Origin of the sequence: Sporosarcina quadrami (assembly GCF_014836615.1) — a bacterium.
In the GTDB taxonomy this organism is placed as follows: domain Bacteria; phylum Bacillota; class Bacilli; order Bacillales_A; family Planococcaceae; genus Sporosarcina; species Sporosarcina quadrami.
The window spans coordinates 232693-246446 of sequence record NZ_JACSQN010000005.1; the positions used below are offsets into that span (position 1 = coordinate 232693).

General features: G+C 39.0%; 17 protein-coding genes. 10 read left to right on the plus strand and 7 right to left on the minus strand.

Going from position 1 to position 13754, the window contains the following annotated elements:
- Nucleotides 1-206: 206 nt before the first annotated feature.
- Together H9649_RS07700 and H9649_RS07705 are read right to left on the minus strand one after the other, a co-directional pair.
- Entirely contained in the window at nt 207-683 is a 477-nt protein-coding gene (locus tag H9649_RS07700) for an NUDIX hydrolase (protein WP_191694146.1), read from the minus strand.
- Nucleotides 684-756: 73 nt separating this feature from the next.
- Nucleotides 757-1173 (minus strand): NUDIX hydrolase, encoded by a 417-nt coding sequence (locus H9649_RS07705; protein ID WP_191694147.1) that lies wholly within the window; start codon nt 1171-1173, stop codon nt 757-759.
- 61 nt (nt 1174-1234) lie between these two features.
- Between H9649_RS07705 and H9649_RS07710 the strand changes: the two genes are divergently transcribed.
- From H9649_RS07710 to H9649_RS07725, 4 genes are all read left to right on the plus strand, one after another.
- Nucleotides 1235-1537: a hypothetical protein gene (locus H9649_RS07710; RefSeq protein ID WP_191694148.1), complete on the plus strand. Its 303-nt coding sequence runs from the start codon at nt 1235-1237 to the stop codon at nt 1535-1537.
- A gap of 96 nt (nt 1538-1633) precedes the next feature.
- A complete protein-coding gene (gene pepF, locus H9649_RS07715) occupies nt 1634-3454 on the plus strand; it encodes an oligoendopeptidase F (RefSeq protein WP_191694149.1) in 1821 nt (606 codons plus the stop codon).
- 135 nt (nt 3455-3589) lie between these two features.
- Nucleotides 3590-4321 carry a hypothetical protein gene (locus H9649_RS07720; RefSeq protein WP_191694150.1) on the plus strand — a complete coding sequence of 244 codons (732 nt, stop codon included), beginning with the start codon at nt 3590-3592 and terminating at the stop codon, nt 4319-4321.
- Between the two features lie 137 nt (nt 4322-4458).
- A complete protein-coding gene (locus H9649_RS07725; protein WP_191694151.1) occupies nt 4459-5637 on the plus strand; it encodes a pyridoxal phosphate-dependent aminotransferase in 1179 nt (392 codons plus the stop codon).
- Between the two features lie 268 nt (nt 5638-5905).
- On the opposite strand, the gene H9649_RS07730 is transcribed toward H9649_RS07725, so the two are convergent.
- The 5 genes from H9649_RS07730 to H9649_RS07750 form a co-directional block, all read right to left on the minus strand.
- Nucleotides 5906-6085: a hypothetical protein gene (locus H9649_RS07730; RefSeq protein WP_191694152.1), complete on the minus strand. Its 180-nt coding sequence runs from the start codon at nt 6083-6085 to the stop codon at nt 5906-5908.
- Nucleotides 6086-6561: 476 nt separating this feature from the next.
- Entirely contained in the window at nt 6562-7410 is an 849-nt protein-coding gene (locus tag H9649_RS07735; protein ID WP_191694153.1) for a GNAT family N-acetyltransferase, read from the minus strand.
- Nucleotides 7411-7525: 115 nt separating this feature from the next.
- Nucleotides 7526-7966, minus strand: coding sequence for a hypothetical protein (locus H9649_RS07740; RefSeq protein WP_191694154.1), 441 nt, complete (start codon nt 7964-7966; stop codon nt 7526-7528).
- An 8-nt stretch (nt 7967-7974) separates the two neighbouring features.
- Nucleotides 7975-8307, minus strand: coding sequence for an ASCH domain-containing protein (locus H9649_RS07745; protein ID WP_191694155.1), 333 nt, complete (start codon nt 8305-8307; stop codon nt 7975-7977).
- Nucleotides 8308-8433: 126 nt separating this feature from the next.
- On the minus strand, nt 8434-9198 hold the full coding sequence (locus H9649_RS07750; protein WP_191694156.1) for a FixH family protein: 765 nt from the start codon (nt 9196-9198) through the stop codon (nt 8434-8436).
- Between the two features lie 162 nt (nt 9199-9360).
- Here H9649_RS07750 and H9649_RS07755 point away from each other — a divergent pair, with 162 nt between their 5' ends.
- The 6 genes from H9649_RS07755 (at nt 9361) to H9649_RS07780 (ending at nt 13324) form a co-directional block, all read left to right on the plus strand.
- The gene (locus tag H9649_RS07755; RefSeq protein WP_191694157.1) at nt 9361-10041 is read left to right on the plus strand and encodes a response regulator transcription factor; all 681 of its coding nucleotides are present in this window, start codon (nt 9361-9363) and stop codon (nt 10039-10041) included.
- A complete protein-coding gene (locus H9649_RS07760; protein WP_191694158.1) occupies nt 10041-11453 on the plus strand; it encodes a sensor histidine kinase in 1413 nt (470 codons plus the stop codon). The genes H9649_RS07755 and H9649_RS07760 overlap by 1 nt, the downstream gene beginning before the upstream one ends.
- On the plus strand, nt 11453-12022 hold the full coding sequence (locus H9649_RS07765; protein WP_191694159.1) for an SCO family protein: 570 nt from the start codon (nt 11453-11455) through the stop codon (nt 12020-12022). The genes H9649_RS07760 and H9649_RS07765 overlap by 1 nt, the downstream gene beginning before the upstream one ends.
- 73 nt (nt 12023-12095) lie before the next feature.
- On the plus strand, nt 12096-12407 hold the full coding sequence (locus H9649_RS07770) for a hypothetical protein (protein WP_191694160.1): 312 nt from the start codon (nt 12096-12098) through the stop codon (nt 12405-12407).
- Nucleotides 12408-12489: 82 nt separating this feature from the next.
- Nucleotides 12490-12810 (plus strand): general stress protein, encoded by a 321-nt coding sequence (locus H9649_RS07775; protein ID WP_191694161.1) that lies wholly within the window; start codon nt 12490-12492, stop codon nt 12808-12810.
- Between the two features lie 130 nt (nt 12811-12940).
- Complete coding sequence (locus tag H9649_RS07780; protein WP_191694162.1) at nt 12941-13324, plus strand: hypothetical protein; 384 nt, start codon at nt 12941-12943, stop codon at nt 13322-13324.
- The last annotated feature ends 430 nt before the right edge of the window (nt 13325-13754 follow it).

Below are 13754 nucleotides of genomic sequence, written 5' to 3' on the forward strand. Positions count from 1 at the left end.
TTACGTTTCGATACGACGCGGTTACGTTTCGTTGCGCTGGCTTTACGTTTCGATACGACGCTGCTACGTTTCGTTGCGCGGCTTACGTTTCGATACGACGCAAGTACGTTTCGTTGCGCTGGCCTTACGTTTCGATACGACGCGGTTACGTTTCGTTGCGCGGCTTACATTTCGATACGACGCAAGTACGTTTCGTTGCGCTGGCTTTACGTTTCGTTGCGTGAGTTAGTAGCTCGTTTCGTCGTTGCATACTGTAGAATCATCGTTCGGATCAACGGATTCAAAGTTTCAGGCAAATCCTTTAAATTAAAGAACTTCACTTCAATCGTTTCGACACCATCCGCTTTCAATTCGCCACCACGAATATCAGTCGTGACATATACAATCGTTACAGAATAATATTCATGACCATTCTGCAAAACAGTATGCGTATGAGTCCCAGATACGACAGTCACAAGCTGCATCTTTCCGATTTCTATACCGGTTTCTTCAAGCACTTCTCTTCTACCCGCATCTTCCGCAGACTCCCCAAGTTCCATGAATCCACCTGGTATTCCCCAACGCCCATCGTGTTTCTTCTGTAATAAAATTTCCCCTTTTTCATTAAAAACACCAACTCCTACACCAGTCAAAAGGAGCGGTCGGTTTCCAACGACTTCACGTAATTCCTCAATATATCCCATAAATTGTCCCCCTACTCCCATAATCAATATTTAAATGCTTACAGAACTTATAATCAACCAATCATAAATGCATTTAGGACTGTACACCTTGAAAAGTATATGATAACGATCCTTCAAGTAATTTCTCAATTCCACCTTCATAATACGGCATTTCTTTTTCTGCTTCAGCAATATCCAACCACGAAGCTTCCATTATGCCATCCGTATCTCGGACTCCGACTTCACCTTCTGCAACTTCCCCTTTGAAAGTAAAAAACAGGACATGGTTGTTCTCCCGCTGCCGATAAGCTTCATTTACAACTAGTAATCTACCTAGGTCGACCTTCAAACCAGTCTCTTCCCAGACTTCGCGAGTTGCGGCGTCTTTCAACGTCTCTTCCTTTTCCACCCCACCCCCAGGTAAAGTCCAATTCATATATTTTTTATTCTTCACCATGAGCACTTTTCCCTCTCTAATGATTAAAACATACACAACATCGACTCTATTCATTTTTGAAATCCCCCTTTTCCTATATACTTAAAATCATAACGCAATGATGGAGGGGTGAACAATGGAATTCAAGAATATTGACGAACAAATCATCCAAAAATATCGAGAAGATGAAACGCTCATGATACGGTTGTTTGTACAGTGGTGCGCTAATCATCAGTTGAATCCAGAAGTACTTTACAAAAAGGCATATCCCGATCAGCTGTCCAATGAGGCTTTGAAAGAGGTCATTGAATCGGATGATGGTTTTGAAGAACTCTTCATTGACAATGAAATGATGCTCGATGTCCTTCAAATGTTCGGCAACGAGGATCTGGCATTCGTAGTGGCGGATGAAACAGCTCGTATTTCTAGAAGAGGATAAAATGACGGTTGCAGAATGTTCTTATTTCATTTCCTTTTCACTCATTCTGCTATATACTGAATTTAGTTCGCAATCCGTAATAAGGGAGAGATGAGAATGGTTAAAAGTTTACCAGCACGTTCAGAAGTAGAGATACAAGAAACATGGAATTTGAATGATCTTTTCAAAACTGAAGAAGAGTACAACACTGCCATTAAACAACTGGAGACGGACGTTTCCAGTTTTGCAGAGCGATTCAAAGGCAATATTCTAGATGAACAAACAGTTATTGATGCACTTGACGGTTATGCTGCAATTATGGGCAAAATGATTCCAATTGGAACGTATACAAGCCTTTCATTAAGCGTCGATCAAACAAATGACGAGGCACAAATGCGTGCAAGTAAATACGGCTCTATCGCTGCAAAGCTTGGTAGCCAACTGTCATTTTTCTCAAGTGAAATTTCTGAACTGCCGATCGAGCTGTTGGAAAAGGCAATGAACAAATCCGATGAATATAAAAACTATTTGGACGAGCTTATTCGCCAAAAGCCGCATAAATTGCATCCTGAAGTGGAGCGCACATTGGCTGCATTGTCATCTGTCCTAAATGCACCATACGGCTTATATGACACTACTAAATTAGTCGACATGAAATTTGATGATTTTGAAGTCGACGGACAAAAGTTCCCACTTAGCTATACTTCATTTGAAGGAGCTTGGGAATCTTCGGCGGACACTACAAAAAGACGTGCAGCATTTGACGCTTTCCATGCCAAGTTGAGGCAGTACCAACATACACAAGCGAAAACATATGATATGCATTTGCAGCGCGAAAAAGCTATATCCGATCTACGAAATTACGATACAGTTTTTGATTCTTTATTGTTCAATCAAGAAGTTGACCGTCCGTTATACGACCGTCAAATTGATTTAATTTCAACGGAACTTGCACCACATATGCGCAAGTATGCAAAACTTCTTCAAAAAGTACACGGTCTGGACGAAATGACATTCTCTGATCTTAAAGTTCCACTAGATCCAAATTACGAGCCGAAAATTACAATCGAAGAGTCAAAGAAATATATCGATAACGCACTTTCTATCATGGGTGAAGACTATATCGATATGGTCAACCGTTCATACGAAGAGCGTTGGACAGATTTTGCGCAAAATGCAGGAAAATCGACTGGTGCTTTCTGTTCGAGCCCTTATGGTGTCCATCCGTACATCTTGATCTCTTGGACAGGCAGCATGGAAGATGTATTCGTACTTGCTCACGAGCTAGGACATGCCGGACACTTCTACAACGCTCATAAGCATCAGAACATCTTCAATTCTCGTCCGTCACTGTACTTCATCGAAGCACCATCGACGATGAATGAAATGCTTGTAGCGAATCATTTACTTTCTAATTCGGATGATCCGAAATTCAAGAGATGGGTCATCTCTTCTATAGTAGCACGTACGTATTACCACAACTTTGTGACTCATTTACTAGAAGCAGAATATCAGCGCAACGTCTATAATCGCATCGATGCAGGCGGAAGTGTCAATGCAAATGTGCTCAATACGATGAAGCGTGAAGTCCTTGAAAAGTTCTGGGGTGAAGACGTAAAAATCAATGACGGTGCGGAACTGACATGGATGCGCCAGCCTCACTATTACATGGGCTTGTATCCGTACACGTACAGTGCAGGTCTTACAATTTCCACACAAGTATCCAAACGCATTCTTTCCGAAGGTCAGCCGGCTGTCGATGAATGGTTGAAAGTATTACAGGCTGGCGGAACGAAATCTCCTGCAGAACTTGCAAAAATGGCTGGTGTCGATATTACGACTGAACAACCGTTAAGAGATACAATCGCTTATATCGGTGAACTGATTGACCAGCTTGTCGAATTGACTGAAGAAATCGAAGGCGTTAAGATCGGATAATTAGCCACGCTCAATGAACTGCCCTTCCTATTTACTAGGGAGGGCAATTTTTCTTATTGAGCCATCCATTGTCACTTATCGAATCTTTCGTTATGATAGATAAAGAAGTACACATTAATGAAATGAGGGGTTTCTTTGCCTTCTACACAATCCAACTGGTACGTAAGATTCGGATGTCTCGCACCCATCATCGCGATCGCAACATTTATTTATTTCGTTAATCGGAATTCCGTGCTGTACGGTTTCATCTTTTTTGCACTTTTTTTCGGGTTTGCGGTATTGTTTTTAACGTTATCCACGAAAGCTGAAGATAAAGCAAAAGAGAAACAGATTGTTCATCTAAATTCTTATACGCCACAATCCAGCTATACAGAATCACGTGTGTTCGTATCGTATGACTTACTTTCGAAAATTGCCGTTGATGAAAAAAGAAGACGCATACATTTCTGGGAACCTGGGAAGCTTGACGGTAAACAAGTGAAAAAAGCGTATTTACATATGCCTTACACGCATAAAGACTATTCATACAACCAATTGTTAGCTATTGAAGTGTTCATTAACGGAACAAGAGAAGAAACGATTGTAAATGATTCACCTCAAACAATAGAGCGTCTCAAAGCGCTTGGACAATCTGTAGAACAGATTATTGGTGATAAGATTCCATTAATCCGCAAAATGATTAACCGTAAAATTGCAACAGTAGAAATGAAGTTGCTAATTGATGACGAAGAGAAGCCCTATCGAATCATTCGTTTTTATAGCGATTTAGATAAGCGAATGAAACGTAATTCAAAGGGATTCATTGCAGTAAAAGACGAAGTGGAACAGTGGGTATCCTTCTTAACATTCATTATGAATCAAAAATAATACAGCACTGCTGTCCTCAAATGGGCAGCAGTTTTTTATTTCTGTAAATTCATGTTGAGTTTGGAGGAAGACATATAGTAGAATGAAAGAAACGCCTAGTCAGACAAATTCAAAAAATACGAAAACGAGGTTATTCCATGTTAATTTCAAACAGAGTGAAGAGCATGCCCCCCCATTTCTTTTCATCTTTAGTAAAAAAAGTTGAGGCTGCGAGAGCATCAGGTTTAGATATTATTAATCTCGGAAGAGGGAATCCTGATCAACCAACACCGCCTCACATTATTAAAGCACTCCAAAAAGCAGCAGAATTACCTGATACACACGGCTATTCTCCTTTTAACGGTATTCCTGAATTCAGAAATGCGGTTGCCGATTTTTACAAACGAGAATATAACGTAGATGTAGATCCTAGTACAGAAGTGGCAATCATCGGCGGATCCAAAATTGGGCTAGTAGAATTACCTCTTGCGATGATGAATGAAGGAGAATTGCTATTATTACCAGATCCAGGATATCCTGATTATCTATCGGGCGTAAGCTTGGCAAATATCCGTTTTGAGACGATGCCACTCCTTGAAAAAAATCGTTTCCTTCCTGATTTTAAAACGCTACAAGATGAGGTAAAAAAACAAGCTAAAATGATGTACTTGAATTACCCGAACAATCCGACGAGTGCAGTGGCTGATATTCCATTTTTTGAAGCAGCCATTTCATTTGCTAAAGAAAACGAAATCTACATTGTGCATGATATGGCTTATGGCGGTATCGGCTTTGATGGTCAAAAGCCGGTGAGTTTCATGCAAGCACCAGGCGCAAAAGATATTGGTATTGAAATGTATACGCTGTCAAAAACGTATAATATGGCGGGCTGGCGCGTTGCGTTTGCAGTTGGAAATGCAGATATGATTAAAGCCATTAATGCACTACAGGATTATCTCTTCATTAGCATCTTCCCTGCCATCCAGCACGCTGCTATTGAAGCTTTGTCGGACAATCAGCAATGTGTGAAAGATTTGACGGCAATGTATGAAGGACGAAGGGATGTATTAATAGCCGAATGCCGACGTATCGGCTGGGATGTCGAAGCACCAAAAGCGTCTTTCTTCGCCTGGTTACCTGTGCCTGAGGGGTATACTAGTGAATCATTCTCTGATATTCTTTTACAAAAAGCGGGGGTAGTCGTAGCACCAGGCCACGGATTCGGTAAACACGGTGAAGGATACGTACGAGTAGGCTTGCTTGCCAGCGAAGAGCGCATTAAAGAAGCAGTTGAAAGAATTGAAAAACTAGGTATTTTTTCGAGCAGTGGTGTGTGAATCAAATGAAAAATACTTCGCTTTGAAACACGTCTAGTTCACTTGTAGAAAAACTATCGTAACCACGTAGAAAAGTCCAATTCCTCATAGGATTGGATTTTTCTTCTTAAGATAAAAAACTTTTTTTAGTATCTAGCAATATCGCTCTTTATTAGAATTATAAATTCATTTTTGCGATTGCTTATTATATCTCTTGATCTTACTACCTTCATATATTACCTTCTAATTCATTCAAATGGTCGATTTGATGCACAATCATTGGCACCCATTAGTTTAATTTACTTGGAATTGATAATAACTCGAAATTCCCGATAAAATTCCCTGTACATTCACTGAGAATATATTTTTGTATCTCTTCTTCAGTTTCAATTATTATTTTTTTGCAATTAAATTCTTCAATAAAATTACCATCTACACTATGAGAAACACTAATTTGTTCTCCATTCAAACGTTAATGTCCTAATTCCTCGTTGTCCCTCTATCCCATACTGAATATAATTTATTATTGCTTCGTTTTGATTTTCCGCTTCCATAATAAATCTGTCTAAACCCTCTAAATTCCGAATATCATTGTGGCGATTTTCTACCTCTTGAATCTTTGTTTCTTCAGAACATCCAACTAATGCAAAACACAAAAATAAAGAAAATACCTTTTTTATGATTAATCCCCCTTGTATATTATTGAAACCATCCAGTAAACCAACCAAAACCAGTCGTTGCAATAAGGGCAAAAATAAAAAGAACTATAAAGCCGCCAATTAAAATCAATATCGAATATAATCCATACTATAGCGGTTTAGTTAATTTTCTTTCCAAAAGAAAGGTACTGACATTGCAGCCATTGCAATTTCCCTCCTTTTTTCTTAAACTAAACTGCACCGATTGAGGAAGTAGACAATACAACTAGTACACTCTCTTTCAAGTTCATTTCACAAAACCAATATGAACAGAATCGGCAATTTTCTTATAACCGATTTCTTGATAGATTTTATTTGACGTTGGGTTCAACATATCTGTGTAAAGGACGCAGTAATCATAGTGTTTTAATAACTCCTTGGACCCTAGCATGACAAGCGTTCGAGCGTATCCTTTTTTCCGTTCTTCTGCTGGAGTGAACACTAAAGACACTGTCACACCATTTTTCGTCGGCCGAGCCTTTTTCATCATAGATACGACTTTGTCTTCGTTTTCCCACAAAAAGACTTCACGTTCCTTCACAAAAGTCGACACTCTTTCTTGCACTGCTTGAGGTTCGCTTTTTGGAAGGTTTGCATCCTCTTCAAAAAGTGAATACCACTTTTCAATTAATGTGCAGTCCTCTTCAACTGCAAAACGCCAACTGCCAGAACTCATCTCAACTTTTTCATTAACTTCATCAAGCCTATAAAGCCCTTGTTCCATTAAAAGAAGTTCCTTTTCACCTGCTACCGTCGCCCATTCATTTGCAAAAGTTTTTGCCCATACCTTTTTACTGATGACACCTGGTATGTCAATTTCATATAACCGTAATTGTTTAATCAAATACGTTATAATTTCATCTATTCGCGTTTCTTCTATAATAATTAAATTAATAGGATGCGGAAGTGTCATTTGCACAATCGCGAGCAACTCTCCTTTTTCTTCAACAGTTGCCATGAAAGGATTGTCATATTTCCCTAGTTTAATGGCTTGCAATATCCCTAAAAACAGACTGAATACATCTTCCTGTTTCAATATATACGGTTCGACAACTGCACTAAATTCATCTGCATCAGTAAAAGTAGTAAATTCCATATAGCTTCATCCTCATTCCCTTTTATCACATTATACAGATAATTATTAGAGTTGTCTCAATAAAAAAGGATGTACACATTAACCAGTGCACATCCTTACTTTATGTAATTCACGTTTACCATAATATCGGTTTTTGAACCATGAGCCAAAGCATGACAAGCATGAGACCAATATAGATCCACGATGTCTGATTCAATTTTGCAAGTATCTCGTTCTTGTTACTGCCAGGCAAATGGAATTTCTTCAATACTTTCGTGAAACCTGTTGATAAGAAGAAACCTGACAATAACAGTACTGCAAAAGTGGCAACAATCCATGATGTAAACCAAGACCAAGGACCAGTCAATAGTAATAATGCTCCCGAAACGACTAATACATGTCCTGCATGCATGACAATTCTAATAACCACTCTAATAATTGATAAATAAGCATCTTCAATTGGTGATTCAACATTTCGTAGCCTTTTTATAATAGGCATCAACAGAAATAGTGGTCCAATTGAAAGAACTGCAGAAACGACATGGACAAATACGATTGTCCCGTATAAATACCACATTTTTCAGCTTATTTTGTGACAGGGCTGAATTCGTGTACCCACACGCTCATTTTCGGAAGCCAAGGCATTTTAGGATGCAATGCAAGAATTGATTCCTTGTACTCTTCCAATGTGGAGTACCCTTCTTGTTTTGCATGCTCATCTGTCATTTCTCCAAGAGTTTGCTTATAGAGCTTATCTACTTTGAATTCTTTTCCGTCTAGCACCATTACTTCTTCTGGATACGCATAGACACCATTTCTTCGTGTCGCTGTCTTTTCTCCATTCAGCACTTTTTGTACATCCTCCGGGACAGTTACAAGTCTTTCGACTGAACACGTTTTTTCAGGTAGATTATCCATTTAGCATCGCTCCTCTTCTATATATACTTTTAATAATAACGATTATACAATCATTTATCCATATATACGGTCTTAGCCGCACAAAAAAACAGAAGCCCTAATGACTCCTGTTCTTTCTTTCCGATATTAGTTTACATCAAATGTGTATTCCTCATGTTCATGCAAACCTTCGTCGTTCTGCACATGCACTTTCACTGTATACGATCCAGCTTTATCAAATAATCCTACCGCCGTGTACTCGCCAGCTTCAGCCTCTTCCGCGTCAATCCATTCATGTTTATCGCCTAATACTTCACTTGAAACTTCATAACGTACTGCCGCATGTTCAAGTGGTTGCCCATCCACTTGCAAGTGTGTGACTAGTTTCGTATCTAATGTTGTCACTGCATTTTCAGGTTTCATGAAATGTAGGACAAACCCCTCCGTATGTCCATGTTCATGCTCTGCGTGATCATCTCCATGATCGTCCCCGTGTTCTTCAGTCGCGTGAGTTCCATGACCTATGATTACTTCTTTGAAAGGCATGCTGTGCAATTGCTTCGCATCGACATGTACTTGAATTGTGTAAACTCCGTCATGTTCAAATGTCGTTTCAGCCGAATAGATACCGTTTTTTTCGTTCACTGATTCAAGCATGACAGAATCGTCTTTCTTTCCGTCTTCCCAAATTTCATAAACAACGCTATCCGCGTCTTCCACTTTTTCGTCACCGAACGTAACTAATGCTTCCATCTTGATAGTTTCTCCGACTTCAGCTTTTTCTGTCACAGTCAGATCGACAAGCAGCGGTAAAACTTCTACATTTGAACCATCATCCACTTCTTCTTTACCGCAAGCTGCCAACACCATCATGCCCATAATAGTACACAGCACTAACAATTTCTTCTTCATCATTTAAACCTCCACTTAGTTTTTGTTTACGAATTAATTTAGCTTCAGTATGATACTATCAAGTAAATAAGAAATAAGGATGAAGTCTTTTGCTTCATTGTTATTTCATAATTTGTTCTTATAATGAATTCGAATTACTAAATAGAAATGGAGATACTATAAATGAAACCTTTTTCTTTGTTAATAATAGATGATGAACCGCAAATGCGGAAACTGATCCGCACTTTTTTGGAACGAGATGGTTATATAGTACACGAAGCGACAGATGGGATAGATGCATTAGATAAAGTACAAAGCTTTGAGCCGCACTTATGTATTGTCGATGTCATGATGCCTTATATGGATGGCTTCGCTTTTGCGAAAGAAATGATGAAGCGGACGAAGAAGATTCCTCTTATTTTTTTATCTGCCAAAGGTGAAGAATGGGATAAGATTGAAGGCTTGAAGCTCGGTGGCGATGATTATATCGTTAAACCATTCATGCCAGGTGAATTGTTAGCTCGTGTTGAAGCTGTCCTAAGAAGGTCTTACCAGGAAACTATTGCAACAGATCTCTTGACAGTTGGTCCTCTAGTTATCGATCATATTGCACATACTGTGAAAGTAAATGGGATACCGCTGTCGCTCACATTGAAAGAATTCGGAATTCTTGAAACACTTGCCAAAAACGAAGGACGAGTTTATTCTCGTGAGCAATTATTGGAAATCGTCTGGGGAAATCATCATCAAAGCACGGATCGCACTGTCGATACGCACATTAAAACGTTACGCTTGAAAATGGGTGATTCGGGGAGCTTCATTGAGACGGTTTGGGGAATCGGTTACAAATTCGAGGTGAAATAATGCAGAAGCTCACATTGAGCAAAAAAATATTAGTTATTTTGCTTTCAAGTATTGCATTCACAATTCTTTTCTCATTTTTCTTTATCCACTTCCTGTATTCCAATTTGTACCTTTCAAGCATTGAAGACTCAATCATTTACCAAGGCAAACGTACTGCTTCGCATTATCATTATGGTGAGCTGAGCGACGAAATTATCGAGAAAATTCAATGGTATAATATCGTTTCTGAATACGAAATCATCGTAGTCGACAAATTGGATGATTTGACATCTTATTTTCCTTATAAAGTGAATTATGAAGACTTGGTCAATCAGGCAGATAACGAACAGTTGGAAAAAGGCGCCTATGTTTTAAAGGAAGGGTATGTAGAAGAACTTGATCGAGAAATTATCGGCGCTATCTTTCCGATTAAAGGAGAAAGTGGCTTGATCGGATTCATTTACATCTATTTACCCCTCGCAGCAATTCAAGATGTTTTCAAGGAAAGCATTCCTGTTTTATTAATCGTAGGGACGCTGTTTTTCTTTGTATTGTTCCTAGTTCTTAACCAGGTATGGCGTTCTTTATTCAGTCCACTGAAAAAACTGCAACAGCTATCTGCTGAAGTTTCTAAGGGTAATTACAGCAATCGCATCGTAACTGATCGCGCAGACGAAATTGGTCAATTGGCAACAGCATTTAATACGATGAGCCTGTCACTTGAAGAACAAGAAAAGCGAAAAAAAGAATTTACGTCCAACATCGTTCACGAACTGAGGACTCCACTCACTTATATTAATGGTTATACGCATGCGTTAAAAGAGAAAATCTACTCTTCTCCTGAAGAAGCGGAAAGTTATTTGGCGACAATAGAAAAAGAAACAATACGCTTGAATAAACTCATTAATGATTTAGTGGAGCTCAATCAATTGCAGGAAGATTTATATGTTTTAGTGAACGAACCAATTGTTATCGCTCAAACAGTGTTGGATACGTTGGATTTATTCAAAATTCGGATGGCTGAGCAAAAGTTAACTCTTCAAAAAAATATTGAAGAGGATGTAATCCTTATCGGCGATCCACAACGGATTCAGCAAGTGATTTACAATGTAATTGATAATGCGGTAAAGTATTCGTCAGTTTGTGGAACCATTTCTGTACAAGTTAAAAAAGTAGAAAATGGTGTTGAATTACGTGTGACTAATGAAGGGATTTCAATTGCTAAGGACGATATCAACAGGATTGGCGAACGTTTCTTCCGAACTGATAAAGCAAGAAATCGGACAACCGGGGGCACAGGACTAGGATTATCGATTGTCAAAGAGATTGTCAGGTTACATGGTGGTGCGTTTTCAATTGAGAGTGATTCTTCTCTTGGAACGGTAGTGACAATACGTTTAATAGATGGATTGACTGAAAGGAGTGGTGATTGATGAACGTAGGTAGAAGTCTTGTACTGCTCGTTTTATGTACAATCGCTTTGGTTGCATGCGGATCACCGCAGCCAACCGGAAGTCAAGTCGCATCATTTTCATTCACCGATCAGAATGGAAATCCATTTGGTACTGATCAGTTAAACGGAAAAGTATGGATTGCAGATTTCATATTCACGGATTGTAAAACGGTCTGTCCTCCGATGACAGCTGAAATGGCACAATTACAAAAACATTTTACAAAAGAAGGTGTTGAGGTGGAGTTTGTTTCATTTACTGTCGACCCAACAATTGATTCATCGGAAGTTCTGAAAGAATATATTGCCCAATATACAGATGACGAGTCAAATTGGCATCTGTTAACGGGATATTCGCAAGAAGCTATTAAAAATCTGGCATTAGAACAATTCCAAACTATTGTCCAGAAACCTGAAAACTCAAGCCAAGTGATACACGGGACAAACTTCTACTTAATTGACCAAAAAGGATATATCGTTAATGAGTTCAATTATGTCGAAGATACATTTACAGAACAAATGCAAAAAGAAGTGAAAAAATTACTAAAGTGACATGTAATTGTTTGGATCCACAACTTAAAACTGATAGCATAAACAAAAGATGACTTATGCAGGAGGAATTCTTTTGAACGAATCAACTAATGACCATATCTCTTCATTGACGTATTTCACAATTGAGCGATCCATCGAATGGTTTCAGCAAAAACAGGAGCAGAAGGAGTGCAATATTTATCTTCAGACAGACTGGGTTAAGACGTCCGATCACTCTTTCAAAATCCAAGCCGTTCTTGACATGTCCTATAAACCCTTTTCAAATGGTTCGGGGTTGTTTTATCTCCATACGAATCAAGGTGTTTTCACATATGGAGTGAATACGGATCCCAACCATTTCATCGATGCATATCGACGTTTAAAAGGTGACTCATTCTTAAACTAATAATCTTTAATTGCTTTTTATTTGTTTAAAAAATATATACTGAGGTATATATAGAACAAATACATTAGGAGGTAATTATATAATGGTTATTAAAAAAATCGTTGAAAACGCAGTGCAGGCAAAGAGTGAAATTGATGACTTAACTCGTCAAGGGTATACGCATGATGACATCTATATTTTCGCGCATGATAAAAAGCGCTCTGATAATATTTCAGATGCACTCGACACTGAAGAAGTCGGCATGAAAGAGCAAGGCTTCCTAGACAGCATGAAAAACATGTTCTCTTCTCGCGGTGACGAGTTGCGTAGTAAAATGGAAGCTGCGGGATTGACTGCAGAAGATGCAGCTGACGCAGAACGCGAATTGGACCATGGAAAACTGGTTCTAATCGTTAATAAGTAATATAGTGTTACAAGCAGTTCAAATCGGGGACATATTTCCGATTTGAACTGCTTTTCTTATTGAGTCATTCAACTTTTAACACATGCATCGTTTTTTCTAGTATGATATGTACTGAAAGCAGGTGCGGTTTATGGATAAAAAGTTATGGAAAATAGGTTTTTTCACAGCGCTCACTTCGTTTGTCTTGATGATTTTAGGTACTCGAACGATACTTGGAACGGAATTGGTATTCAAAAACTATTTGGCTTTTGGCTTATTCAGTTTAACAGTCGGCATCATTGGGGCCGTCATGCTGTTCTATAATATGAAAATCGCCTATCGGATTTTCATGGTCGCGCTCGTATTGGCATTCGCGGAGTTTTTCAGAAGCTTCCTTATGAATACAGATGGACTGGGTGACCTTGTCGGCGTCCTTTCCTTGTTCATGATTTCATCATTCGGATTTGGTGTAGCAGTTATAGTGCAGTTCATTATGATGATTATTCAAAAGATGAAGGAAGAAAATAATTCTTGATGTAGGAATGCGTTGTGCTGCGACATTTACTGTTGCAGTGCGGCGTTTTTTAGTTTGTGAAGGTTGAATGCGTTTCGACCGGGTTATGTTTCGTTGCATACTTGTTACGTTTCGAAACGAGGCTCCTACGTTTCGTTGCGAGCTCTACTTTTCGATACGAGGCACTTACGTTTCGTTGCGAGCTCTACGTTTTGATACGAAGCACTTACATTTCGTTGCGCGCCTGTTACGTTTCGATACGAAGCACTTACATTTCGTTGCGAGCTCTACGTTTCGATACGAAGCACCTACGTTTCGTTGCGAGCCTGTTACGTTTCGATACGAAGCACTTACATTTCGTTGCACACCTGCTACGTTTCGATACCCGCCCCTTACGTTGAAATCCCCCCCTCATGGCAAAGCATGTCTATTATTGTCGAATTAATTTAAA